The organism is Geodermatophilus sp. SYSU D00700, from assembly GCF_054050255.1.
Genome location: NZ_JBJGZA010000021.1, coordinates 55,610 through 81,021 on the forward strand (window position 1 = coordinate 55,610; position 25,412 = coordinate 81,021).

17 protein-coding genes are annotated in these 25,412 nt (G+C 74.2%); 8 read left to right on the plus strand and 9 right to left on the minus strand.

Features of this window, described 5'->3' with window-relative positions:
* Positions 1 to 22: 22 nt before the first annotated feature.
* The 3 genes from ACI79V_RS15770 to mce all read right to left on the minus strand — a co-directional run bounded on the left by ACI79V_RS15770 (position 23) and on the right by mce (position 3,470).
* The gene (locus ACI79V_RS15770) at positions 23 to 1,435 is read right to left on the minus strand and encodes a hypothetical protein (protein ID WP_456890598.1); all 1,413 of its coding nucleotides are present in this window, start codon (positions 1,433 to 1,435) and stop codon (positions 23 to 25) included.
* A gap of 138 nt (positions 1,436 to 1,573) precedes the next feature.
* On the minus strand, positions 1,574 to 2,905 hold the full coding sequence (gene ccrA, locus ACI79V_RS15775) for a crotonyl-CoA carboxylase/reductase (RefSeq protein ID WP_456890599.1): 1,332 nt from the start codon (positions 2,903 to 2,905) through the stop codon (positions 1,574 to 1,576).
* A gap of 112 nt (positions 2,906 to 3,017) precedes the next feature.
* Positions 3,018 to 3,470 carry a methylmalonyl-CoA epimerase gene (gene mce / locus ACI79V_RS15780; protein ID WP_456890600.1) on the minus strand — a complete coding sequence of 151 codons (453 nt, stop codon included), beginning with the start codon at positions 3,468 to 3,470 and terminating at the stop codon, positions 3,018 to 3,020.
* A gap of 215 nt (positions 3,471 to 3,685) precedes the next feature.
* Between mce and ACI79V_RS15785 the strand changes: the two genes are divergently transcribed.
* The 6 genes from ACI79V_RS15785 to ACI79V_RS15810 all read left to right on the plus strand — a co-directional run bounded on the left by ACI79V_RS15785 (position 3,686) and on the right by ACI79V_RS15810 (position 10,045).
* The gene (locus tag ACI79V_RS15785) at positions 3,686 to 4,876 is read left to right on the plus strand and encodes an acetyl-CoA C-acetyltransferase (RefSeq protein ID WP_456890601.1); all 1,191 of its coding nucleotides are present in this window, start codon (positions 3,686 to 3,688) and stop codon (positions 4,874 to 4,876) included.
* Entirely contained in the window at positions 4,873 to 5,934 is a 1,062-nt protein-coding gene (gene meaB, locus ACI79V_RS15790; RefSeq protein ID WP_456890602.1) for a methylmalonyl Co-A mutase-associated GTPase MeaB, read from the plus strand. The genes ACI79V_RS15785 and meaB overlap by 4 nt, the downstream gene beginning before the upstream one ends.
* Positions 5,931 to 7,397 (plus strand): phytoene desaturase family protein, encoded by a 1,467-nt coding sequence (locus tag ACI79V_RS15795; protein WP_456877308.1) that lies wholly within the window; start codon positions 5,931 to 5,933, stop codon positions 7,395 to 7,397. Before meaB ends, ACI79V_RS15795 begins: the two co-directional genes overlap by 4 nt.
* A gap of 130 nt (positions 7,398 to 7,527) precedes the next feature.
* Positions 7,528 to 8,421: an endonuclease domain-containing protein gene (locus ACI79V_RS15800; protein ID WP_456890603.1), complete on the plus strand. Its 894-nt coding sequence runs from the start codon at positions 7,528 to 7,530 to the stop codon at positions 8,419 to 8,421.
* Positions 8,422 to 8,508: 87 nt separating this feature from the next.
* Complete coding sequence (locus tag ACI79V_RS15805; protein WP_456890604.1) at positions 8,509 to 9,042, plus strand: MarR family winged helix-turn-helix transcriptional regulator; 534 nt, start codon at positions 8,509 to 8,511, stop codon at positions 9,040 to 9,042.
* Positions 9,043 to 9,076: 34 nt separating this feature from the next.
* Complete coding sequence (locus ACI79V_RS15810) at positions 9,077 to 10,045, plus strand: tetratricopeptide repeat protein (RefSeq protein WP_456877305.1); 969 nt, start codon at positions 9,077 to 9,079, stop codon at positions 10,043 to 10,045.
* Positions 10,046 to 10,061: 16 nt separating this feature from the next.
* Here the strand turns inward: ACI79V_RS15810 and ACI79V_RS15815 are convergent, their stop codons facing one another.
* From ACI79V_RS15815 to ACI79V_RS15840, 6 genes are all read right to left on the minus strand, one after another.
* Positions 10,062 to 11,456, minus strand: a complete 1,395-nt coding sequence (locus ACI79V_RS15815) for a neutral zinc metallopeptidase (RefSeq protein ID WP_456890605.1) — start codon at positions 11,454 to 11,456, stop codon at positions 10,062 to 10,064.
* Between the two features lie 94 nt (positions 11,457 to 11,550).
* Complete coding sequence (locus ACI79V_RS15820; protein WP_456890606.1) at positions 11,551 to 12,936, minus strand: neutral zinc metallopeptidase; 1,386 nt, start codon at positions 12,934 to 12,936, stop codon at positions 11,551 to 11,553.
* Positions 12,937 to 13,127: 191 nt separating this feature from the next.
* Positions 13,128 to 16,016 carry a 1,4-alpha-glucan branching protein GlgB gene (gene glgB, locus ACI79V_RS15825; protein WP_456890607.1) on the minus strand — a complete coding sequence of 963 codons (2,889 nt, stop codon included), beginning with the start codon at positions 16,014 to 16,016 and terminating at the stop codon, positions 13,128 to 13,130.
* 88 nt (positions 16,017 to 16,104) lie between these two features.
* A complete protein-coding gene (locus tag ACI79V_RS15830) occupies positions 16,105 to 17,508 on the minus strand; it encodes a maltokinase N-terminal cap-like domain-containing protein (protein ID WP_456890608.1) in 1,404 nt (467 codons plus the stop codon).
* Positions 17,505 to 19,334 carry a maltose alpha-D-glucosyltransferase gene (gene treS / locus ACI79V_RS15835; RefSeq protein WP_456877300.1) on the minus strand — a complete coding sequence of 610 codons (1,830 nt, stop codon included), beginning with the start codon at positions 19,332 to 19,334 and terminating at the stop codon, positions 17,505 to 17,507. Before treS ends, ACI79V_RS15830 begins: the two co-directional genes overlap by 4 nt.
* A 49-nt stretch (positions 19,335 to 19,383) precedes the next feature.
* Positions 19,384 to 21,411, minus strand: coding sequence for an alpha-1,4-glucan--maltose-1-phosphate maltosyltransferase (locus tag ACI79V_RS15840; protein ID WP_456890609.1), 2,028 nt, complete (start codon positions 21,409 to 21,411; stop codon positions 19,384 to 19,386).
* Positions 21,412 to 21,564: 153 nt separating this feature from the next.
* Between ACI79V_RS15840 and glgP the strand changes: the two genes are divergently transcribed.
* Positions 21,565 to 24,114 (plus strand): alpha-glucan family phosphorylase, encoded by a 2,550-nt coding sequence (glgP, locus tag ACI79V_RS15845; RefSeq protein ID WP_456890610.1) that lies wholly within the window; start codon positions 21,565 to 21,567, stop codon positions 24,112 to 24,114.
* Between the two features lie 110 nt (positions 24,115 to 24,224).
* Positions 24,225 to 25,232, plus strand: a complete 1,008-nt coding sequence (locus tag ACI79V_RS15850) for an FHA domain-containing protein (protein WP_456890611.1) — start codon at positions 24,225 to 24,227, stop codon at positions 25,230 to 25,232.
* Positions 25,233 to 25,412: the final 180 nt, after the last annotated feature.

Below are 25,412 nucleotides of genomic sequence, written 5' to 3' on the forward strand. Positions count from 1 at the left end.
CCCGCGCGCGGGGGATGCGGGGTCAGCGGCGCCCGGGGACGGCCGGCTGGCCGCCGGTGTCCTGCGGGGTGACGGCCGGCTGGACCCTGGTCGGCGCGTCCCCCGCGGGGGGCGCGCCCTCGGCCGGCCGGCCGGGCTCGGCCACACGGCTGGAGCCGCCGGCCTGCCGGTCCTCCTCCTGACCGCTGGCGTGGACCGGGCGGATCTGCTGCGTCCGCTCCGTCGAGACGGACTCGGGCTGCTGCACCGCCGGCAGCGTGGAGGGCGAGGACGACCGGGTGGGCTGGCGGGCGGCCGCGGCCTCCCCGACCCCCTGGACCGGTGTGTCGACGGTGCGCGCGTGCGGAGCCGGTCGCGGTGCGCCCGGCTGCCCGCCGGTCTGCGGCCCCACGGCCGGCTGCACGGCCGTCTGCGGACCGACGGCGGGCTGCATCGCCGTCTGCGGCCCGGCGACCGGCTGGACGGCGGTCTGCGGCCCGCCGGGCTCACGGCGCGGCAGCCGCACCTCCTCGGTCGCCCCGGGGCGCGGTGCCTGGGCCGGCTGGGGAGCCTGCCCCTGCTGGGGCTGGCCCTGCTGCGGCTGACCCTGCTGGCCACCCTGGCCCTGCTGCGGCGCCGCGGGACGCGGCTGCGGCCGGTCGCCGAGGTCGGGCAGGGCGGAGAGCACCCGGCGGGCCTCGGTGAGGCGGGCGGTCAGCTCGTCGCGCACCCGGCGGACGGCGGCGGCCGAGGCCTCGGCCTCGCCGACGACGCGGGCGGCGTGCGCCTCGGCCGCGGCGACCCGCTGCTGCGCGGCCTGGACCGAGGCGCGCTCCCGCTCCTCCTCGGCGCGCGCGGCCTCCATCCGGCGGGCGCGCTGGGCGATCTCGAAGTCCTCCTCCACCTTGGTCCGGCGGGCCTGGGACTCGGCCTCGAGGCGGGCGACCTTCTCCTGTGCCTTGGCGACCAGCTCGTCGGCGCGGATCTGCGCCTTGCTGGCGATCTGCTCGGCGTTCTGGCGGGCCTCGGTGAGCATCCGCTCCACCTCGGCCTGCCCGGCGGCGTGCCGCTCGAGCATCGCCCGCTCCTCGGCGGCGGTCTGCTCGCGCAGCGCGCGGGCCTCCTGCTCGGCGGCGGCGCGGATGTCCGCGGCCTCCTCCTCGGCCAGCCGGAGCATGTGCGAGATCCGCTCGCTCATGTTCTCGAAGGTGGCCGGGCCGGAGGTGGCGGCCTTGCGGCGCAGCTGCTCGATCTCCGCGTGCATCGCCGACAGCTGGCCGGCGAGGTCGGCCGAGCGGCCCACGGCGGCGTCCCGGTCGGCCATGGCGACCCGGATGTCGGCCTCGAGGCGTTCGATGGTCTCGGCCACCTGGTGGCGGTCGTAACCCCGCAGCACCACGTCGAACGAGTGCTGCGCCTCGCGCATCGGCAGCAGGTCGCGGCGGGGATCGCTCATGCCGCCATCCTCGCAGAGTCCGGGAGTGTCGTCAGGACGTCGGTCGGGCACCGGACCGCGCCCCGCCCGGCGGGCGGCCCCTCCCCGGGCGCTCCGCGGTGGTCCGGGCCGATCACCCGGCCCGGACCACCGGCGGGTTCACACGCCGCGGAAGCGGTTGATCGCGCTCAGGTGCCGTTCCCGCTTCTCGGCGTCCTTGACACCCAGGCCCTCCTGCGGGGCGAGGGTGAGCACGCCGACCTTGCCCTGGTGCAGGTTGTGGTGGACGTCGTAGGCCGCCTGGCCCACGTCCTCCATCGCGTAGGTCCGCGACAGGGTCGGGTGGACCAGGCCCCGGTCGATGAGCCGGTTGGCCTCCCACGCCTCCTTGTAGTTGGCGAAGTGCGACCCGACGATCCGCTTGAGGTTCATCCACAGGTAGCGGTTGTCGTAGGAGTGCATGTACCCGCTGGTGGAGGCGCAGGTGACGATCGTGCCGCCCTTCTTGGCGACGTAGACGCTCGCGCCGAAGGTCTCCCGGCCGGGGTGCTCGAAGACGATGTCGACGTCGTCGCCGCCGGTCAGCTCGCGGATGCGCTTGCCGAACCGCTGCCACTCCCTGGGGTCCTGGGTGTCCTCGTCCTTCCAGAACCGGTAGCCCTCGGCGGAGCGGTCGATGACCAGCTCGGCGCCCATCGTCCGGACGATGTCGGCCTTCTCCGGGCTGGAGACCACGCAGACGGGGATCGCGCCGCCGTTGAGCGCCATCTGGGTGGCGTAGGAGCCCAGCCCGCCGGAGGCGCCCCAGACCAGCACGACGTCGCCCTGCTTCATGCCGGCGCCGTTGCGGGAGACGAGCTGGCGGTAGGCGGTGGAGTTGACCAGCCCGGGGGCGGCCGCCTCCTCCCAGGACAGGTGCCGTGGCTTGGGCATGAGCTGGTTGCTCTTGACCAGCGCCAGCTCGGCCAGGCCGCCGAAGTTGGTCTCGAACCCCCAGATGCGCTGCTGGGGGTCCATCATCGTGTCGTCGTGGCCGGCCGGGTCCTCCAGCTCCACCGACAGGCAGTGCGCCACGACCTCGTCGCCGGGCTTCCACTTGTTCACGCCCGGGCCCACCCGCAGCACGACGCCGGCCAGGTCGGAGCCGACGACGTGGTAGGGCAGGTCGTGCCGCTTGGTGAGCGGGTTCTGGCGGCCGTAGCGCTCGAGGAACCCGAAGGTGGAGACCGGCTCGAAGATCGACGTCCAGACGGTGTTGTAGTTCACCGACGACGCCATCACCGCCACCACCGCCTCGCCCGGGCCGAGCTCGGGGGTGGGCACCTCCTCGACGTGCAGCGACTTGCGCGGGTCCTTCTCCTTGGTCGGCATCCCGGCGAACATCTCCTGCTCGTCCTTGCGGACGACGACCGCCCGGTAGGACTCCGGCACCGGCAGCCCGCCGATGTCGCTGAGCTGGTCGGCGAGGATGGCGTCCCTGATCGCGTCCACGTGCTACTCCCGGGTCTTGGTCGGCTCGGAGCGGAGGGGGTGCGGCGGCAGGTTACCGGCCGGTAACCGCCGGGGCCGGGCGACCCGGGGACGCGCCCCGGAGCCCGGGGGCTCAGGAGGCGGTGCGGGCGGGCTCGACGAGCTCGACGAGGACGCCGCCGGCGTCCTTGGGGTGCACGAAGTTGACCCGGCTGCCCGACGTCCCGCGCCTCGGGACGTCGTAGAGCAACCGCAGGCCGCGCTCCCGCAGCGTGGCGCCGGCCGCCTCGACGTCGTCGACGCGGAAGGCGAGCTGCTGCAGGCCGGGCCCGGAGCGGCCGATGAACTTCGCGATCGTCGACTCCGGGGTGAGCGGGGCGAGCAGCTGGATCCGGGTCTCCCCGCTGCCGACGGCGAGCATCGCCTCGCGGACGCCCTGCTCCTCGTTGGTCTCCTCGTGCACCGACCGGACGCCGAAGGTCCTCGCGTAGAAGGCGATCGCCTCGTCGAGGTCGGGGACGGCGATCCCGACGTGGTCGACGGTGGTGAACAGCTCGGCGGGCAGACCCGTCGCGGCGTCGGTCATCGGGTCATCTTGGCGCAAGACGTCTGAGACGACTCACCAGTGTGTCGGGGATCACGCCGCGGCGGGCCGAGCCGTCCGGGGTGCCGGTCGGCCCGTCGACCCGGTTGGAGAACCGATCTATCCTGGCCTGCAGCCCTGTCCCCGCGACCTGCGACTCCCGCGGGCGCGGTCCGACCCGTCGTCGCCAGCGTCGGCGGCGCGCTCCTGGAGGCAGCATGTCCCGCTCGGTGATCGTCAGCGGCGCCCGGACCCCCATGGGCCGGCTGCTCGGCTCGCTCAAGGACTTCTCCGCGGCCGACCTCGGCGGTGTCGCGATCAAGGCCGCCCTGGAGCGCGCGGGCATCAGCGGCGACCAGGTCGAGTACGTGATCATGGGGCAGGTGCTGCAGGCCGGCGCCGGCCAGAACCCCGCCCGGCCCGCCGCGGTGGCCGCCGGCATCCCGATGACCGTCCCGGCGATCACCGTGAACAAGGTCTGCCTGTCCGGGCTGAGCGCCATCGCGCTGGCCGACCAGCTCATCCGCGCCGGCGAGTTCGACGTCGTCGTGGCCGGCGGCCAGGAGTCGATGACCCAGGCGCCGCACCTGCTGCCCAGCGGCCGCACCGGCACCAAGTACGGCGACGCCCGGCTGGTCGACGCCATGGCGCACGACGGGCTGACCGACACCTTCGACCAGGTGGCCATGGGCGCGCTGACCGAGCAGGCCAACGACCGGTACCGGCTGACCCGCGAGGAGCAGGACGCCTTCGCCGCGGAGAGCCACCAGAAGGCCGCCCGCGCGGGCAAGAACGGGATCTTCGACGAGGCGATCACCCCCGTGCTCATCCCGCAGCGCAAGGGGGACCCCATCGAGTTCCGCGACGACGAGGGCGTGCGCGCCGACACCACCGTGGAGACCCTCGCCCGGCTCAAGCCCGCCTTCGCGAAGGACGGCACCATCACCGCGGGCACCGCCTCCCAGATCTCCGACGGCGCCTGCGCGGTCGTGGTCATGAGCGCCGAGAAGGCCGCGGAGCTGGGCATCACGCCGATCGCCGAGATCGGCGCGCACGGCGTCGTCGCCGGACCGGACGCGACGCTGCAGAGCCAGCCCGCCCGCGCGATCCGGCGGGCCTGCGAGCGCGAGGGGATCGCGCCGGAGGACCTGGACCTGGTCGAGTTCAACGAGGCCTTCGCCGCGGTCGCCCTCGTCTCCACCCGCGAGCTGGGGATCGACCCGGAGAAGGTCAACCCCAACGGCGGCGCGATCGCCCTCGGACACCCGATCGGCATGAGCGGCGCCCGGATCGTGCTCGACGTGGCGCTCGAGCTGCGCCGCCGCGGTGGCGGCGTCGGTGCCGCCGCGCTGTGCGGCGGTGGCGGGCAGGGCGACGCGCTGGTCCTGCACGTGCCCGCTCCCGCGTGACGCCCGACGGCCTCGTCCGGGAGGACACGGCCGTCGCGACGCCCGGCCCCGCCACCCCCCGGGGGAGGCGGGGCCGGCGCGCTGTCGACGTCGCCGACCTGGTCGCCCGCGCCCGCGACGGCGAGGCCCGCGCGGTGGCCCGGCTCATCTCGCTGGTCGAGGACGCCAGCCCGCTGCTGCGCGAGGTCGCCGCCGCGCTGGCGCCGCACACCGGGCACGCCCAGGTGCTGGGGCTGACCGGCGCGCCCGGCGTCGGCAAGTCCACGACGACGACGGCGCTGGTGCGCGGCCTGCGGGCCGCCGGCCGGCGGGTCGGCGTGCTCGCCGTCGACCCGTCCTCGCCCTTCTCCGGCGGCGCGCTGCTCGGCGACCGGGTGCGCATGCAGGACCACGCCGGCGACCCCGGCGTCTACATCCGGTCGATGGCCTCGCGCGGGCACCTGGGCGGGCTGGCCTGGGCGACGCCGCAGGCGCTGCGGGTGCTCGACGCGGCCGGCTGCGACGTCGTGCTCGTCGAGACCGTCGGCGTCGGCCAGTCGGAGCTGGAGATCGCCTCGCTCGCCGACACCACGCTGGTGCTCGTCGCGCCGGGGATGGGCGACGGCATCCAGGCGGCCAAGGCCGGGATCCTCGAGGTGGCCGACGTCCTCGTCGTCAACAAGGCCGACCGGGACGGCGCCGACCGAACCGTGCGCGACCTGCGCTACGCCCAGTCCCTGGGCGGCCGGTCCACCGGTCCGGGGGCGTGGCGGCCGCCGATCCTGCGCACGGTGGCCGCCCGCGGGGAGGGCGTCGACCGGGTCCTCGAGGAGGTCGAGGCGCACCGCCGGTGGCTGGCCGGCTCCGGCGAGGGCGCCCACCGCCGTGCCGAGCGGGCCGCCCGCGAGATCGAGGCGATCGCCCTGGCCGGGCTGCGGGAGCGGATCGGCGAGGTGCGCGGGTCGGCCGCGCTGGCCGCGCTCGCCGGCGAGGTGGTGGCGGGCGAGACCGACCCCTACCGCGCCGCCGACCGGCTCCTCGGGCAGCTCCGGGACCCCGCGGGCAGACTGACCCGGTGAACGGGAAGCCGGACGCCGTCGTCGTCGGAGCCGGGCCGAACGGCCTGGCCGCAGCGCTGCGGCTGGCGGCGGCCGGGCTGCGGGTGCAGGTCGTCGAGGCGGCGGACCGGCCCGGCGGCGGGATGCGCACCGAGGAGCTCATGCGGCCGGGCTACCGGCACGACGTCTGCTCGATCGTGCAGCCGATGGCCGCCGCGGCACCGTTCTTCCGCGAGTTCGACCTGCCCAGCCGCGGCGTCCGGCTGGTGCAGCCGGAGGTCAACTTCGCCCACCCGCTGGAGGGCGGGCGGGCCGCGGTCCAGTACCACTCCCTGGAGGAGACGGCGGCCGCGCTCGGGCGGGACGGGGCGGCCTACCGCCGCCTGTTCGAGCCGCTGGTGGAGCACGGGCAGGACGTCGTCGACTTCTTCCTGACCAGCCGGCTGCGCCGGCTGCCGACCCGCAGCGTGCCGCAGATCGTGTACTTCGGGCTCAACGGGCTGCCCAACGTGAGCTGGCTGGCGCACCGGTACTTCGAGACCGAGGAGGCCCGCGCGCTGCTCGGCGGCGCCGCGGCGCACGGCATGCTCGACCTGAGCCAGCCGCTCACCTCCGCGCTCGGGATGCTGCTGACGATGCTCGGCCACCACGTCGGCTGGCCGCTGGTCGAGGGCGGGTCGCAGAACCTCGCCGACGCGATGGTCACCGCGCTCGAGCAGCAGGGCGGCGAGGTGGTCACCGGGCACCTGGTCACCGACCTGCGCGAGTTCGACGGCGTCCCGGCCGTGCTGCTCGACACCACGCCCGAGGCGTTCGTGTCGATGGCCGGCGACCGGGTGCACGAGGGCTACCGGCGCTGGGTGCGGCGGTACCGGCACGGGGCCGGCGTCTTCAAGATCGACTGGATCCTGTCCGAGCCGGTGCCGTGGACCAACCCCGACGCCCGGCGGGCCGGGACGCTGCACGTGGCCGGCACCCTCGAGGAGACCATCGCCGGCGAGCGCGCCCCGAACCAGGGGAGGGCCGCCGAGCGCCCGTACGTGCTCGCCGTCCAGCCGACCGTGCCCGACCCGACCCGTGCGCCCGAGGGCGGCCACGTCTTCTGGGCCTACGTGCACGTGCCGCACGGGTCCGACGTGGACATGACCGCGGCGATCGAGGACCAGGTCGAGCGGTTCGCGCCGGGGTTCAAGGACACGATCGTCGACCGGGTCACCAAGAACGCCGTCCAGATGGAGGCGTGGAACCCGATGTACCTCGGCGGGGACATCTCCAACGGGCAGGCCACGCTGCGCCAGATGCTGTTCCGCCCGGTGCCGCGGTGGAACACCTACAAGACGCCGGTCGACGGCGTGTACCTCGCGTCCTCGGCCACCCCGCCCGGGCCCGCCGTGCACGGCGCCTGCGGGGACAACGCCGCACAGGTGGCGCTGCGCGAGGTGTTCGGCGTCCGCGACGTCCCCCGGCTGCGCCCCGCCGTCTGAGGGGTCGGCCGCTCGCCCGGGTGGTCACCTGCCGTGGCCTCCCGTCGGCGGTGACCACGGCCGCTGACCACTCGGTCCCGCCTGTGGACGGCGCCGGCGGGCAGCGGCCGTCTCCGGGCAGGCTGCGCCGGTGTCCAGGTCACCCCGTCGTCCCCCGGAGCTGCGCGGCCGCGTCTTCCGGGGGTCCAGCGTCGTCTCCGCGGGGCTGCTGACGGAGAACGAGCTGCGGGGGCCGGCCTGGCGCCGGGTCTTCCGGGACGTGTACGCCTGCACCACGGTCGACCTCACGCACCAGCTGCGGGCCCGTGCCGCGGCGGTCCTGCTCGTGCCGGGCGCCGTCGTCAGCGGCCGGAGCGCCGCGGTGCTGTGGGACCTGCACCTGGCCGGGGCGACCGAGGACGTCGAGCTCACCGTCCCGCCCGACCGGTCGCGGGTCCGCCTGCCGGGCATCCGGGTCCGCCGGGCCGCGCTGTCCGGGGACCAGGTCACCCGCCGGTCCGGCGTCGCCGTCACCACGGCCGCGGCGACGGCGGTCGCCGTGGCGGCCTCCGGTCCGCTCGACGAGGCGGTCGTCCTGCTCGACCGGTTCGTCGCCCAGCGGCTCGTCGACCTCGACGCCGTCCGTGCGGCCGCCGCGGCGGCGACCGGGCGCGGGTGCCGGCAGGTGCGGACGGCGGCGACGCTCGCCGACGGCCTGGCCGGGTCGCCGCAGGAGACCCGGCTCCGGCTGCTGCTGCACCGGTCGGGGTTGCCGCTGCCGGTCGCGCAGTTCACCGTCCGCGACGACCGCGGCTTCGTGGCGCGGGTCGACTTCGCCTGGCCCGGACACCGGCTCGCGGTCGAGTACGACGGTCTGTGGCACGGCGACCCCGCCCAGTTCGTGGCCGACCGGCGCCGGCTCAACCGGCTCACCGAGGCCGGATGGCGCGTCCTCTTCGTCACGGCCGAGGACCTGCGCTGTCCGGCCCGCCTCGTCGCCCGGATCGCCGAGGCACTGGCCGCCTGCGAACGAGTGGTCGGCTGACGTGGTTGTGCGGCCGGGGTGACCACGGCGGGTGACCGGTCGGCGCGGGGGCCGGGGCGCAGGCGGGCGGCGGGTAGCGTCGGGCGCATGGTCCGGGCGCTGGGGCTGCCGTTCGACCCGATCGAGCGCGCAGGGGAGACCTGGGAGCGGCGCTTCGGGCCGGCCGCGGCGATGCGCGCGGCCACGTCGGTGTTCCGGGTGCAGCAGATCCTGCTCGCCCGCTTCGACGAGGTGCTGCGCCCGCACGGGCTGACCTTCGCCCGCTACGAGGTGCTCGTGCTGCTCACCTTCAGCCGCAGCGGGCAGCTGCCGCTCAAGGTCATCGGCAGCCGCCTCATGGTCCACCCGACCAGCGTCACCAACGCCATCGACCGGCTCGTCGCGGCCGGGTACGTCGACCGCCGGCCCAACCCCGCCGACGGCCGCGGCGTCCTCGCCGGCATCACCGACCGCGGCCGCGCGGTGGTCGAGGGGGCCACCCGGGAGCTCACCGCGCTCGACTTCGGCCTCGGCGACCTGCCCGAGGCCGAGCAGGAGACCCTGTTCGACCTCCTGCGCCGGGTGCGGCTGGGCGCCGGCGACGTCGCGGAGGTCGACGCGGCCCCGTCCGCCGAGGGCTGACACCGCGCCCACCCGCCGGTGGGATCATGGGCGCATGCAGCCCACCCGTCCCGGACGCCCCGACCCGCGCGCGCAGGCCCAGCAGGCGCAGCTCGCCGCCTCCCTGGCCGGTGCGGTCGACCTCGCCGCCGTCAAGGCCCGCTCCGAGGCCGCCGCGCGGGCCCAGGCGGCCCCGCAGCCCAGTGCCACGGCCCCGGCGGGCGCACCCGGCTCGGCGGTCGTCGACGTCACCGAGGCCACCTTCCAGGCCGAGGTGCTCGACCGCTCCTTCCAGGTGCCGGTCGTCCTCGACCTGTGGGCCGAGTGGTGCGGCCCCTGCAAGCAGCTCTCCCCGGTGCTCGAGCGGCTGGCCGCCGAGGGCGGCGGTTCGTGGGTGCTCGCCAAGGTCGACGTCGACGCCAACCCGGCGCTGGCCCAGGGCCTGCGGGTGCAGGGCATCCCCGCGGTCAAGGCGGTCTGGCAGGGGCAGCTGGTCGCCGAGTTCACCGGCGCCATCCCCGAGGAGCAGGCCCGCCAGTTCGTCACCGAGCTGGTCCGGGCCACCACCGGCGGCGCGGTCCCGGAGGGCGGGCCCGGCGAGGACGAGGCGATGGACGACCCCCGCCTCGACGCCGCCGAGGCTGCCCTCGAGCGCGGCGACCTCGAGGCCGCCGAGGCCGCCTACGCCGCGATCCTCGAGACCGAGCCCGACCACCCGGTCGCGGGCCTCGCGCTGCGCCAGGTGCGGCTGATCCGCCGGGCCGACGCCGCCGGTCCCGAGGCGCTCGCGGCCGCCGACGCCGCCCCCGACGACGTCGAGGCGCAGACGCGGGCGGCGGACTTCCAGCTCGGCACGGGCGACGTCGAGGGCGCCTTCACTCGCCTGGTCGACGTCGTCCGGCGGACCGCCGGCGACGACCGGGACCGCGCGCGCCAGCACCTCGTCGAGCTCTTCGACGTCGTCGGCGCCGAGGACCCGCGGGTGGTCGCCGCCCGCCGCCAGCTGATGGCGGCGCTCTACTGAGCCGCGCCCGGCGGCGCTAGACCCCGACGCCGCACGGTTCCGCGCCGTTGAGGAAGCCGGCGCGGAACAGGTCGACCAGCTGGAACCCGGTCAGCTCGACGTCGGCGAGCACGTCCGGGTCGTTGCCGTACTCGAGCAGGAACTGCACGCTCTCGTCGATGTCACCGGGGGAGATGCGCACGCTCTCCAGCTGGTTGTTGTAGACCTGCGCCGAGTACCAGCCGGTCAGGCACACGGCCGACTGCAGCGCCTCGGTGTCGTCGGTGGACAGGCCCAGCTGGTCGCGGGCGGCCAGCGCGTACGGGACGGCCACCCCGGTGACCACGGCGAAGTCGCCGAGCTCGTAGGTCTGCTCGGCGAAGTCCCCGTCGAAGGCGACGAGGCCGGCCCCGTCCCCGCCGTCGGGGCAGTAGACCAGCGCGACGTCCTCGGGGGCGCAGTCCGGCGGGGCGGTGGTGGCCTCCAGCGCCGGCTCGGTGAACTCGGCGTCGAGGACCTCGGTGAACGCGCGGCCCCAGAACTCGGCCAGCGACGCCTCGGTGAAGCCGAGGGTGTCGCCGAAGGGCGCGTTGCCGCCGGTGGCGAAGTCCGCGTCGGTGGTGAACTCGCCCTGGGTGAACACCCGGTCGGGGCCGTAGCGGTCGCGGCAGGCCGTCGAGCCGTCGTCGAAGCCCTCCTGGAACGCCGAGACGCGGTCGAAGTAGGAGCCGTGCGCCTGCTGCTCGCCCGAGCCGGTGCCCACCGGGTCGCGCAGCAGGAAGTAGCCGCGCAGCAGCTGGTCGAGGTCGTCGGTGTCGATGGAGGAGTACTCGGCGTTGCCGTCGGCCACCCACGCCGTCCACGCGCCGGCCAGGCAGTCGGCCTGGGTCTCGGTGGCGATCGAGGCCGGCGGGTAGCCGACCCGGGCCTGCACCGCGTGGCCGAACTCGTGCGCCATCACCAGCTGCGGCAGCACCTCGCCGTACTGGCCGGCGAGTTCGCCGAGGAAGGCGCGGTCGTAGCTGATCGAGTCGGAGTTGGGCGCCTCCTGCGAGGAGCAGTAGAAGGCGTTGTTCTCCAGCTCGCGGGGATCGGTGCCGCAGCCGATGCCGTCGGGGTACAGCGACGGGTCGACGTCGTTCGGGTCGACGCTGAAGAAACCGCCGGTCAGCGGCTGGAACGGCTGCCCGAAGACGTCGGGGAAGCCCGCCGCCCAGAAGGTCTCCAGGTCGGCCAGCGCGTTGCGGGCGAGGGTGTCGATCGGCCCGTCGGTGGCGCCGACGACGCGCAGCGTGCCGGCGTCGACCGACTCGGTCGGCATGCCCTGCGACCGCGGGGTGCCGATCACGACGTAGGAGCACGCCGAGGTGACGAGGACGCCGAGCGCCAGCAGCGCGGCGAGGGCGCCCCGGGAGCGCGAGGGGAGGTCCATCGGGAGGCCCGTACCCGGCCGGGGCCTGCGTGAACGCGGCGGCGCCCGCCTCCCGCGCGGGGGAGACGGGCGCCGCTGTCGTGACCGGGACGGGCTACAGCCCGATGTCGCAGCCGGTGCCGCCGTTGAGGAAGCCGTCGCGGAAGGCGTCGACCATCTCGAAGCCGGACAGGTCGGTGTTCGGGAAGACACCCTCCTCCTGACCGTAGGTGAGCAGGAAGATGGCCGCCTCGTCGACGTCGCCGGGGGAGAGGCTGCCGATCTGCTCGAAGTCACCGGTCCAGAAGCGGGCGGTGTACCAGCCGGTCAGGCAGACCGCCGAGGAGATCGCCGCGGCGTCGTCGATCGGCAGGTCCAGCTGGGCGCGCGCGGCCTGGGCGTAGGCGACGGAGATGGCCGCGGCGACCGCGAAGTCCCCGATGCCGTCGTAGGTCGAGCCCAGCAGCTCCGCGTCGAGGTAGACGGTGTCGTCGGCCTCGCAGTACCCGAGGTCGCGGTTCTCCGCGCCCATGTCACCGCAGTCGGGCGCGTCCCCCTCGAAGGACTCGATCGCGGGGTCGGTGAACTCGGCGCCCAGGCCCGGGAACACCGACTGGTAGAAGACCGGCAGCGTGGTGGCGACCAGCTCGCCGATCTGGTCGGCGGGCAGGTTGCCCCCGCTCTCGAGGTCCGCCTCGGTGGTGAACTCGGTGGCGGTGAACAGCCGGTCCTCGGTGAAGTCGTCGCGGCAGGTGCCCACGCCGCCGTCGTAACCGGCGTAGAAGGCCGACATCCGGTCGAAGCCGGAGCCGTGCGCGCGCTGGTCGTCGGGGTCGAAGCCGACCGGGTCGCGCAGGCCGATGACCCCGAGGACGACCTGGTCGAGCTCGGCGGCGCGCAGCGCGATGTGCTCGGCGTTGCCGTCGATCACCCAGCGGGTGAAGGCGCCGGCGAGGCAGTCGGCCTGCGTCTCGACGACGATCGCCGAGTCGGCGAAGCCGAACCGGCCCTGCATCGCGTGGCCGATCTCGTGCGCCATGACCGCGGGGCCGAGGTAGGGCCCGAACTGGTCGCTGAGCTGCTGCAGCAGCGCCCGGTCGTAGGCCACGACGTCGCAGTTGGGGTCGTAGTGGGCGTTGTTGGCCACCCCCTCGGGGTCCTCGGGCGCCCGGGCGCAGCCGATGCCGGTGTCGGGGTAGGCCGACTCGTCGATGTTCGTGGAGTCGACGGAGAAGTAGCCGCCGGTGATCGGCTCGTACTCCTCACCGAAGTACTCGGGGTAGGCCTGCGACCAGAAGGTGTCCAGGTCGGCCAGGGCGTTGCGGGCGAGCCGGTCGGCCTCGGTGTCCGCGGAGCCGGTGACCGGGAAGTCCGCGTCGGAGACGTCGACCGGCACGCTCGCGCCGCGCGACGCGATGCCGGAGACGGTGCTCGTGCAGCCGGTGAGCAGCACGCTGCCCGCCGCTGCCGCCACGATGACGCGACGCAGGACATGCCTCATGGAGCTGGTGTTCCTTCTCTGCCGGTGTGCCGTCGCCCGGGGAGCCGGGCGCGCGGGGTGCGGTCCGCGCCACCGGGGGCGGCGCGGAGCCGGGCCATGATGCACGGGCGGGCAGGAGTGCGGAACAGGTCGGCGCGCGGCGACGCCCGGGCCACCCCGAGGGGGCGGCCCGGGCGTCGCCGATCAGGGGATCAGCCCTCGTGGACCAGCCAGAGGGTGCCCAGCGGCGGCGCGGAGACGGTGGCCGAGAAGGGCTGGCCGTGCCAGGGCTCGGCGACGGCGTCGACCCCGCCGTAGTTGCCGACCCCGGAGCCGCCGTAGAGCTCGGCGTCGGTGTTGAGCACCTCGCGCCAGCGCCCGCCGCGGGGCAGGCCGACGCGGTAGCCGTGGTGCGGTGTGCCGGCGAAGTTGCAGACCGCGGCCAGCACCTGGCCTCGTGTCTGCCCGCCCTCGACCTGCCCGCCGCGCTCGCCGGACTCCGCGGCCTGGGTGGCCGTGGGGACGTCGGTCACCTTCGGCCCGCCGTAGCGCAGGAACGTGACGACGTTGCCCGAGGCGTCGTTGGCGTCGATCCACTGGAAACCGGCCGGGTCGACGTCGAGCGACCAGAGCGCCTCGAGCTCGCGGTAGCGGGCGTTGAGGTCGGTGACCAGCTGCAGCACGCCGCGGTGCGCGGGGTCGTCGAGGTGCCACCAGTCCAGCGAGCGGCTCTCGGCCCACTCGCTGTCCTGGGCGAACTCCGAGCCCATGAACAGCAGCTGCTTGCCGGGGTGGGCCCACATGTAGGCCAGGTAGCCGCGCACGCCGGCCAGCTGCTGCCAGCGGTCACCGGGCATCTTCCGCAGCAGCGAGCCCTTGCCGTAGACGACCTCGTCGTGGCTGATCGGCAGCACGTAGTTCTCGGAGTAGGCGTACATCATCGAGAACGTCAGCTGGTTGTGGTGGTAGCTGCGGTGCACCGGCTGGCGGGAGACGTAGGCCAGCGAGTCGTGCATCCAGCCCATGTTCCACTTGAATCCGAAGCCCAGGCCGCCCAGGTGGGTGGGCCGGGTGACCCCGGGCCAGGCCGTCGACTCCTCCGCGATGGTGACCACGCCGGGCACCTCGCGGTAGACGGTCGCGTTGACCTCCTGGAGGAACGACACCGCCTCCAGGTTCTCCCGCCCGCCGTAGGCGTTGGGCACCCACTCGCCGTCCTCGCGCGAGTAGTCGAGGTAGAGCATCGAGGCGACGGCGTCGACCCGCAGCCCGTCGATGTGGAACTCCTGGCACCAGAACAGCGCGTTGGCGACGAGGAAGTTGCGCACCTCGGTGCGGCCGAAGTTGAACACGAACGTGCCCCAGTCCGGCTGCTCACCGCGGCGGGGGTCGTCGTGCTCGTAGAGGGCGGTGCCGTCGAAGCGGCCCAGCGCCCACGCGTCCTTGGGGAAGTGTGCGGGGACCCAGTCGACGATGATCCCGAGGCCGGCCTGGTGGGCCCGGTCGACGAGGTAGCGCAGGTCGTCGGGGTGCCCGAAGCGCGAGGTGGGGGCGTAGTAGCTGGTGACCTGGTATCCCCAGGAGCCGCCGAAGGGGTGCTCGGCGACCGGCAGGAACTCCAGGTGCGTGAAGCCGGCGGCGACGGCGTAGTCGACGAGCTCGTCGGCCAGCTGCCGGTAGGACAGCCCCTGCCGCCACGAGCCGAGGTGCACCTCGTAGATGCTCATCGGCCGCTCGTGCCAGCCGCCGCGCTCGCGCTCGGCCAACCACGCGTCGTCGTTCCACTCGTAGGTGGACTCGGTGACCACCGAGGCGTTGAGCGGGGGCACCTCGGTGGCGAAGGCCATCGGGTCGGACTTCTCCCGCCACACGCCGTCGGCGCCGAGCACGTGGAAGCGGTAGCGGGCGCCGACCTGCACGCCGGGCACGAAGATCTCCCAGACGCCGATCGAGCCGAGCTGGCGCATCGGGTAGAGCCGCGCCTCCCAGTAGTCGAAGTCGCCGGTGACCTTCACGCCCTGGGCGTTGGGCGCCCACACCGCGAAGGAGACGCCCGCCACGGTGCCGCGCGGGGTGTCGTAGCGGCGGACGTGCGCGCCCAGCACGTCGTACAGCCGCTCGTGGCGGCCCTCGCCGAGCAGGTACTGGTCGAGCTCGCCGAGCGTGGGCAGCCACCGGTAGGGGTCGTCGACGGGGAAGGTGTCGGTGCCGTAGGTGACCTCGAGCCGGTAGTCGCCGGGCTGCGCGGGCAGCGTGGCCTCGAAGACGCCGCCCGGGTGGATCTGCCGGGCCTCGTAGCGGGTGTCGTCCTGGTCGAGGACGGCCACGGCGGAGGCGTTGGGCCGCAGTGCGCGCACCACCCAGCCCGAGCCGGACGGGTGTGCGCCGAGGACGCGGTGCGGATCCCGCGACCAGCCGTCCACGATCGCGCGCAGGTCCTCCTCGGTGACGGCGTCGGTCGCGTCGGGCGCGCCCTCGCCGCCGGCGCCGGAGGCCAGCCCGCCGCCGTCCCCCGGCTCGGGCTCGGGCCGTGCCTCGGGCTGGGCCTCGGGCTGGGACTCGGGCTGGGGTGCGGGGGCGCCGGAGGGGGACCCGGGCTCGGCGATCGGGGCCGGGGCGACCACCGGGGGCGTCGTGCCGCCCTGCTCGGCGACGATCTCGGCGGAGGGCTCGGCGGCGGTGTCGGCGGCCGTGCGCTTCGCGGGGGTGCGCGTGCGGGTGGCCTTCACCGGCGCCTCACCCGTGGCGGTGGTCGCCGCCGTGGCCTTCCTCGTCGTCCGCTTGGCCGCCTTCTTCGCGGCGGCGGGCTCGGCGGCGCCGTCGCCGTCGGTGACCGCGGCCGTGGTCGCCGCGGCCGTCTGCCCGGCGGGGGCCTTCTTGGCCGGGGCCTTCTTCGCGGGGACCTTCTTGGCCGCCGCCTTCTTGGCCGGGGCGCGCTTCTTCGCGGGGGCCGCGTTCACCACCGGCTCGCTCTCGGCCGCCTCGGCCTGGGCGGCGCGCTCGTCGACCACCCGCTGCAGTTCCTCCTTGGAGGCCGGCGCGTCGGCGGTCTCGTTGGCGGTGGGCGTACCGGGAGGGAGTGTCGAGTCGCTCGTCGTCATGGTCGCGTTGCCGTCCTCTGCCGTCGTCTCGTGCCGTCGTCTGGTCCGCGGGTGCTGACTCCGTGCGGTGTCGTCGTGCGGGTGGGGCTCAGGACTCCCCGGCGGTGAGCCGCGCCAACGACTGCAGCGGGATCATCAGCCAGTTCGGCCGGTTGCGCGCCTCGTAGACGCACTCGTAGACGGCCTTGTCCGCCTCGAAGGCCCGCAGCAGCGGGGAGTCCCCGCACGGGTCCATCTCGCCGGCCGCCGAGTAGCCCGTGCAGAAGGCGCCGCGGTTGCGCACTGCCCACTCCTGGGCGCGGTACGCGCGCTGGGAGTCGTCGGGCTGCTCCACGAGCATGTGCCGTGCGGCGTAGTCGAAGCTGCGGAGCATCCCCGCGACGTCGCGCAGCGGACTGTCGAGCTGCCGGCGTTCGGCCAGCGGCCGGGCCGGCTCGCCCTCGAAGTCGAGCACCACCCAGCCGGTCGCGGTCCGCAGCACCTGGCCGAGGTGGAAGTCGCCGTGCACCCGCTGGCGCACCACCTCCTCCGGGCTGTCGGCCACCGCGGCGAAGAGCGCGCGCAGTCCGGCCAGGTGCTCCTCGAGCTGGGGGACCACGCCCAGGGCCGCCTCCAGCCGGGCGTTCATCGCCTCCGCGCTGGCGGCGAACCAGGCGCGGTCGGCGGGCTCGCTCGGCAGCACGCGCGCGAGGTCGGCGTGCACCGACGCGGTCGCCGCGCCCAGCCGCTCGCTGTCCGCGGCGAAGTCCCCGCCGACCTCGTCGGCGTGCAGGTCGCCCTCGGCGTAGAGGTCGCGGACGCTGGCGGTGGCCAGCCGCCAGCCGTCGCTGGCGCCTCGGACGAAGGTCTGCAGCATCGCGACCGTCGCGGGCTCGGCCGACGGGTCCGGGTCGTCGATCTCGACGTACCCGAGCAGCGGGGCGATGTGCGGGTTCTCGGTCCGCCGCAGCGCCTCGCCGATCTCGACGTCGGGGTTGAGCCCGGGCTCGAGCCGGCGGAACAGCTTGAAGATGGCGTCCTGGCCGTAGACCAGCGAGGTGTTGCTCTGCTCGCCGGACAGGACGTCCCCGGGCACGCCCTCGGGGATGGGCGCGGGGGCATCGGCGTCGCCGGCCGGGTGGAAGTGCAGGGGCCCGACGGTGGCACCGGCGGCCAGGTTCGCCAGCCACGGCATCGTCGCGTCGCGGTCGCGCATCGCGTCGTAGGCGTAGTTCTCCCGCTCGGACCCGTCGGCGTCCTTGCCCGGCACCGCGCCGATGAACGCCCAGCTGAGGTCCTCCTCCGGGTGCGCACGCCAGGACAGCGGCACCAGGTAGGTCTCGACGGCGCCGTCGGTGTAGGTGACGCGGACGCGGTGCACCGAGACCACCGGCTCGCCGCGGGAGAGGAAGAAGCCCTCCTCGGTGACGTCGGCCCACTCCCGGCCCTTGCCGCCGAACCACCGCTGGTGCGGCATCCAGTCCCGCAGGACCCCGGCCAGTGCCGTGCTCATCGGGCGCCTCCGGTGCCGTGCGGGACGTCGTCGGGCGCCTCGCTCACCAGCCCGGAGGCCAGCAGCGAGTCGGCCAGCGGGCTGCTGGCGGTGTCGGTCGCGGCCGGCTCCTCGACCGGCTCGGCCGCCGGCTCCTCGGCCGGCCGGGCCAGCTCGAACCAGTAGAAGCCGTGCCCGGCGAGGGTGAGCATGTAGGGCAGGACACCGATCTGCGGGAACTCGACCCGGCCGGTGAGCTCGATGGGCGTGTAGCCCTCGAAGCGGCGCAGGTCGAGCTCCACCGGCTGCGGGAAGCGGGACAGGTTGTTGACGCACAGCACGACGTCGTCGCCGAACTCGCGGACGAACGACAGCACCGTCGGGTTGCGTGACCCGACCTCCTCGTAGGTCCCCAGCCCGAAGGTCGGGTGCTCCTTGCGGACGGCGATCATCCGGCGGATCCACTGCAGCATCGAGTTGGTGTTGCGCAGCTGCGCCTCGACGTTGGTGGTCTGGTAGCCGTAGACCGGGTCGGCGTTGAGGGGCAGGTACATCCGCTGCGGGTCGGCGGTGGAGAAGCCGCCGTTGCGGTCCGGCGTCCACTGCATCGGCGTGCGGACGCCGTCGCGGTCACCGAGCCAGATGTTGTCGCCCATGCCGATCTCGTCGCCGTAGTAGAGGACCGGCGAGCCGGGCAGGCTCAGCAGCAGCGCGTTGAACAGCTCGAGGGTGTTGAGGTCGTTGTCGAGCAGGGGTGCCAGCCGGCGGCGGATGCCGATGTTGGCCTTCATGCGGGGGTCCTTGGCGTACTCCGCCCACATGTAGTCGCGCTCCTCGTCGGTGACCATCTCCAGGGTCAGCTCGTCGTGGTTGCGCAGGAAGATGCCCCACTGGCAGTTGTCCGGGATCGACGGCGTCTGCGCCATGATCTCCGAGATCGGGAAGCGCTGCTCCCGGCGGGCGGCCATGAACAGCCGCGGCATGACCGGGAAGTGGAACGCCATCTGGCACTCGTCGCCGTCCTCGCCGAAGTACTCGACGACGTCGGCCGGCCACTGGTTGGCCTCGCACAGCAGCACGCGGTCGGGGTAGTCGGCGTCGACCACCTTGCGCACGTACTTGAGGAACTCGTGGGTCCTGGGCAGGTTCTCGCCGTTGGTCCCCTCCTCCTCGAACAGGTAGGGGACCGCGTCGAGCCGGAAGCCGTCGATGCCCAGGTCCAGCCAGAACCGCAGGGCGTCGATGATCGCCTCCTGCACCTTCGGGTTCTCGAAGTTCAGGTCGGGCTGGTGGGAGAAGAAGCGGTGCCAGAAGTACTGCTTGCGCACCGGGTCGAAGGTCCAGTTCGAGCTCTCGGTGTCGACGAAGATGATCCGCGCGTCGGGGTAGCCGGTGTCGTCGTCGGCCCACACGTAGAAGTCGCCGTAGGGGCCCTCCGGGTCGCTGCGGCTGGCCTGGAACCACGGGTGCTGGTCCGAGGTGTGGTTCATGACGAAGTCGATGATCACGCGGATGCCACGCCGGTGGGACTCGGCGAGGAACTCCTTGAAGTCCTCGATGTCACCGAACTCCGGCAGCACGGCGGTGTAGTCGCTGACGTCGTAGCCGCCGTCGCGCAGCGGCGAGGCGAAGAACGGCGGCAGCCACAGGCAGTCGACCCCGAGCCACTGCAGGTAGTCGAGCTTGTCGATCATGCCGCGGAGGTCGCCGATGCCGTCGGCGTTGCTGTCGGCGAAGCCGCGGACGAGGACCTCGTAGAAGACGGCGCGCTTGTACCAGGTGGGGTCGGCGCCGCGGGGCGGCAGTGCGGAACCCGTCTGGGTCGGGTCGGGCACGGGGAGCGTCATCGGTGCGGGTCGTCCTCGCGTGTGGGTCGTTCGGGTGGAGGTCGGGCGGTCAGCGGACCGCCGGCGGCCAGGTCACCGGCCGCGGGAGGTGCACCGAGAGGACGTGCGCGGGCTCCCAGTAGGGGTCCAGCTCGACGTAGTTGAACTGGCCCCAGTCGTAGCGGGCGCCGGTGAGCTCGTCGGTGACGGCGAAGCGCTCGTGCCAGTCCAGGCCCAGCGCGGGCAGGTCCAGCGACGTCGTCCCGATCTGCCGGTTGTGGCTGTCGAGCGCGCAGACGACGAGGACGGCGTCCTGCGAGCCCGGGTCGGTCTTGGAGAAGCAGATCAGGTTGCCGTTGTCGACCGGGTGGAACCGCAGCGTGCGCAGCTGCTGCAGCGCCGGGTGCTGCCGGCGGATCTCGTTGAGCCGGCGCAGGTAGGGCGCGAGGCTGCGCCCGGCGCCCTCGGCGCCGGCCCAGTCCCGCGGCCGCAGCCGGTACTTCTCGCTGTCGAGGTACTCCTCGCTGCCCGGCCGCACCGCCACGTGCTCGAAGAGCTCGTAGCCGGAGTAGACGCCCCAGGTGGGGCTCATCATCGACGCCAGCACCGCCCGGATCTTGAACATCGGCGGCCCGCCGTACTGCAGGCTCGCGTGCAGGATGTCGGGGGTGTTGACGAAGAAGTTCGGCCGCATGTAGTGCGCGTTGGAGGCCAGCTCGCGGCCGTACTCCTCGAGCTCCTCGCGCGCGGTCCGCCAGGTGAAGTACGTGTAGGACTGGGTGAACCCGATGCGGGCCAGCTGGTGCATCATCGCCGGCCGGGTGAACGCCTCGGCCAGGAAGAGCACGTCGGGGTCGGTCTGCTTGACCTCCCAGATCAGCCAGTGCCAGAAGTCCAGCGGCTTGGTGTGCGGGTTGTCGACCCGGAACACCCGCACGCCGGCGTCCATCCACGCCCGCACGACCCGCAGCACCTCGGCGTAGATGCCCTCGGGGTCGTTGTCGAAGTTGACCGGGTAGATGTCCTGGTACTTCTTCGGCGGGTTCTCGGCGTAGGCGATGGTGCCGTCGGGCTTGGTGGTGAACCACTCCGGGTGCTCCTTGACCCACGGGTGGTCGGGCGCGGCCTGCAGCGCGAGGTCCAGCGCCACCTCCATGCCCAGCGCCCGGGTGCGGGTGACGAAGGCGCGGAAGTCCTCCATCGTGCCCAGCTGCGGGTGGACGGCGTCGTGGCCGCCCTCCGCGCTGCCGATGGCCCACGGCGAGCCGACGTCGTCGGGCCCGACCTCGTGCGGGTTGCCCCCGGGGTACTGCGAGGTGTTCGGACCCTTGCGGTTGACCGTGCCGATCGGGTGGATCGGCGGCAGGTAGACCACGTCGAAGCCCATCTCGGCGATCGCCGGCAGCCGCTCCGCGGCGGTCCGGAAGGTCCCGTGCGTGGGCTTGCCGTCGACGACCGGCCCCTCCGAGCGGGGGAAGTACTCGTACCAGGAGCCGAACAGCGCGCGGGGCCGGTCGACCCAGACCTCGTGGTCGGCGGTGGGGGTGACCAGCTCGCGGACCGGGTGGGCGTCGAGGTACTGCTGCAGCCCGGAGGCCAGCGCCGGGGCGACCCGGTCGTGCAGGGTCAGCGAGGTGTCGCGCAGGCTCGCCGCGGCCTCGCCGAGCCGGCCGCGCCACTCGTCGTCGGCGTCAGCGGCCACCCGCTCGAGCAGCCGGGCGCCCTCCTCCAGGTCGTTGGCCAGCTCCCCGGGGCCCTGGCCGGCGTCGATCTTGACCTCGACGGCGTGGTGCCAGGTGGCCAGCGGGTCGCTCCAGGCCTCCACGCGGAAGGTCCAGCGCCCCTCGCGGTCGGGGACGACGGTGGCGATCCAGCGGTCGGGCTCGGCGCCGTAGCGGCGCATGCGCGTGAACGCGCCGCGCGTCCCGTCGGGAGCGGTCCAGACGACGTCGGCGGCGACGGCGTCGTGGCCCTCGCGGAACACGGTGGCCGTGATCGGCAGGTGCTCGCCGACCACGGCGCGGGCCGAGAAGGACCCGCAGGACACGACGGGAGCGACATCGGTGATGCCGAGGCGGAGGTCTGGTCGGCGAGTCATCCCGGCCACGCTATCCAGCGCGGGGGCCGCCCACACCTCGGCCTCGGCAGGGGTCCGGGCGGACCGCGGAGGGCCGGAACCGGGAGGGTGGGACGGGGGTGACAACGGTGTCGCCGACCTGTCCCGGTGGTGGCGTCTGGCTAGGCTCCCCGCGTGCGAGCACTGCGTCGGTTCACCGTCCGGGCGGCCCTACCCGAGGCCCTCCTGCCCCTCTCCCAGCTGGTCATGAACCTGCGCTGGTCCTGGCACCCGGAGACCCGTGACCTGTTCGAGGCGCTGGACCCCGACCTGTGGCGGCGCTGCAACAACGACCCGGTCAAGGTCCTCGGCGAGGTCTCCGCCCAGCGGCTGGCGGCGCTGTCCACCGACCGCCGCTTCCTGCGCCGGCTGCAGGACGTCGTCGACGACCTCGAGGACTACCTGTCGGCCGAGCACTGGTACCAGTCGCTGGGGCCCGACGCGCCGCGGAGCATCGCCTACTTCTCCGCCGAGTTCGGCATCACCGAGGTGCTCCCGCAGTACTCCGGCGGCCTGGGCATCCTCGCCGGCGACCACCTCAAGGCCGCCTCCGACCTGGGCGTGCCGCTGATCGGCGTGGGGCTGCTCTACCGCGCCGGCTACTTCGAGCAGGGCCTGTCCGCCGACGGCTGGCAGCTCGAGCACTACCCGTCGCTGGACCCGCACGGCCTGCCGGTCAAGCTGCTGCGCCAGCCCGACGGGTCCGCCGTCGTCATCTCCGTGCCGCTGCCCGAGGGGCGCACGCTGCACGCGCACGTGTGGCGGGCGCAGGTCGGCCGGGTGTCGCTGCTGCTGCTCGACAGCGACATCGAGGAGAACGCCCCGGCCGAGCGCAGCGTCACCGACCGGCTCTACGGCGGCGACGAGGACCACCGGCTGCGGCAGGAGATGCTGCTGGGCATCGGCGGGGTGCGGGCGCTGCGCGCCTACTGCCAGCTCACCGGCACCCCGCAGCCGGAGGTGTTCCACGCCAACGAGGGCCACGCCGGCTTCCAGGGCGTGGAGCGGATCCGCGAGCTGACCGAGTCGCACGGGCTGTCGTTCGCCGAGGCGCTGCAGGCGGTCCGCGCCGGCACGGTGTTCACCACGCACACGCCGGTCCCGGCCGGGATCGACCGCTTCCCGCGGGCGCTGATCGAGCGCTACTTCGCCGGCTTCGGCGTCCCGCTCGACCAGCTCATCCCGCTGGGCGCCGAGGACGACCCGGCGAAGTTCAACATGGCGCACATGGGGCTGCGGCTGGGGCAGCGGGCCAACGGCGTCAGCCAGCTGCACGGGCACGTCAGCCGCGGGATGTTCCGCGACCTGTGGCCCGGCTTCGACGAGGCCGACGTCCCGATCGGCTCGATCACCAACGGCGTGCACGCCCCGACCTGGACCGCCCGCGAGCTGGTGGAGCTGGGGACCCAGACCTCCAGCGCCGGCGATCCCGCCGAGAGCCGGGACCAGGCGTCCTTCGACGGCGTCGACCGCATCCCGGCGTCGGAGCTGTGGGCCACCCGCCGGATGCTGCGGGCCCGGCTGGTCGACGAGGTCCGCCGCCGGCTGCGCGACACCGCCCTCTCCCGCGGAGCGGCCGAGGCCGAGGTCGGCTGGACCGACAGCGCCTTCGACCCCGACGTCCTCACCATCGGCTTCGCCCGCCGCGTGCCCTCGTACAAGCGGCTGACCCTCATGCTGCGCGACCCCGCGCGGCTCAAGGCGCTGCTGCTCGACGAGGACCGGCCGATCCAGCTGGTCATCGCCGGCAAGAGCCACCCGGCCGACGACGGCGGCAAGCAGCTCATCCAGCAGATGGTCAAGTTCGCCGACGACCCCGAGATCCGGCACCGCATCGCGTTCCTGCCGGGCTACGACATCGGGATGGCCCGCTACCTCTACTGGGGCTGCGACGTCTGGCTGAACAACCCGCTGCGCCCGCTGGAGGCCTGCGGCACCTCGGGCATGAAGGCCGCGCTCAACGGCGGGCTCAACCTCTCCATCCGCGACGGGTGGTGGGACGAGTGGTTCGACGGCCAGAACGGCTGGGCGATCCCCACCGCCGACGGCGTCACCGACCACGACCGTCGCGACGAGGTCGAGGCGCGCGCCATCTACGACCTGCTGTCCACCCAGGTGCTGCCGCGCTTCTACGAGACCGACCGCGACGGCATCCCGACCCGCTGGGTGGAGATGGTGCGCCACACCCTGCGCGAGACCGGCCCGAAGGTGCTGGCCACCCGCATGGTCCGCGACTACGTCGAGCACCTGTACGTGCCGGCCGCCGGCTCCGCCCGCTCGATGGCCGACGCCGGGTACGCCCCGGCGCGCAGCGAGGCGCAGTGGCGGGCCCGGGTGCTCGAGAGCTGGAACGGCGTGCGGGTGGCGCACGTGGAGGCCACCGGTGCCGGCGACACCCCGGAGATCGGCTCCACGCTGGCGCTGCGGGCCGAGGTGGAGCTGCCGCACCTGACCCCGGCCGACGTCGAGGTGCAGGCGGCCTACGGGCGGGTCGACGACGCCGACGGCCTGCACGAGGTGACCACGGTGCCCATGCGGCACGAGCACACCGACGGCTCCCGGCACTGGTTCACCGCCACCCTGCCGCTGGAGCGCACCGGCGCCTTCGGCTACACGGTCCGGGTGCTGCCGCACTCCGCGCACCTGGCCGACCCCGCGGAGCTCGGCCTGGTGCGCTCGGCGTAGCGGCAGGCTCACCAGTCACGCCGGTCGCAGCGTCCCCACCGGGCGCGGCGACCGGCGTGGCGGTGCTGCCGGGCGACCCACTTCCCGCCGAGGTCACTAGGCTGGCGCGCATGCCCGACCGCTGTGAAGTCCTGCCCGGAGACGCCGTCGTCGCCCGACGCGGCGGGGGACTGCTCTGGGTCGACGCTCCGGGCTCGCCGGCCCTCGTCGCCGCCCTGCACGCCTGCCTGGGCGTCTCCGGCCCCGGCGCCGACCGCGTGCTGGCCGCCGTCGCCGCGCAGGTGCCCGCGCTCGGCGGGAGCTCGGCGTCCTTCGCCCTGGTCCTGGTCGACTCCGACGGGGGCTCGGGCACCGGCGTGGCCCTGTGGTCGGGCAAGGGCCAGCCCGCCGTCGACAGCGTCCCGGTCTCGGGCCAGCCCGCCGACGGGTGCACCCTCGCCACCGGGTTCCCGCTCGGGGGCACCCTCTACGTCGGCCCCGGCCAGGCCGCGCCCTCGATGCCGCCCGGCGTCGCCTACGACCTGCACCAGGGCACCGTCCCCGGCTCGGGCGCGCTGCTGCACCTGGCCGCGGTCGCGCACGCCGGCGCCGCCGCCCAGCCCTCCGCCGCCGCGTCGCCGTTCACGGCCGGCTCCGACGCCGGTTTCACCGGCGGGCCCTCCTACGGCGCCGCCGCGAGCGCTCCCTCCTACGGCTCGGCGGGTTCCTCGGGCGCGGGCTCGAGCCGCGTCGACGAGGGCGAGGAGACGGCGTTCTGGAAGCCCGACACCGCCTCGGCCCCGGTGCTGCGCTTCGACGACGGCCTGGTGGTCACCGTCGACGAGGATCTCGTCCTGGGCCGCCGGCCCGACAGTCACGAGCTGGTGACCTCGGGCAACGCCCGCCCGGTGCCGATCGCCGACACGCAGAACGTGCTCTCGTCGGCGCACGCCGCCATCCAGCGCAGCGGCCGCGAGGTCACGCTCACCGACCTCGGCTCGCTCAACGGCACGCACGTCGCCGGGCCGGAGGCCACCGAGTGGACCCAGCTCGAGCCCGGCGTCGCCCACCCGCTCGCCGACGGTGACCGGCTGCTGCTCGGCTGGACGGTCATCACCTACGAACAGCCCCAGGACTGACGGAGGGCCCTCCTGCCCCCCACCGCCCGCACGCTCGCGGCGGGCTCCTGCAGGAGGGCCACGTCCTCCCTCACCGCAGGGCGTCCTCCCTCACCGCAGGGGGGCCGACCCCCCGGGGGGGCCTTTGGGTGGACGCCCCACGTAAAAGTGAACATTTCACCTCGGGCAAACCAAACCGGC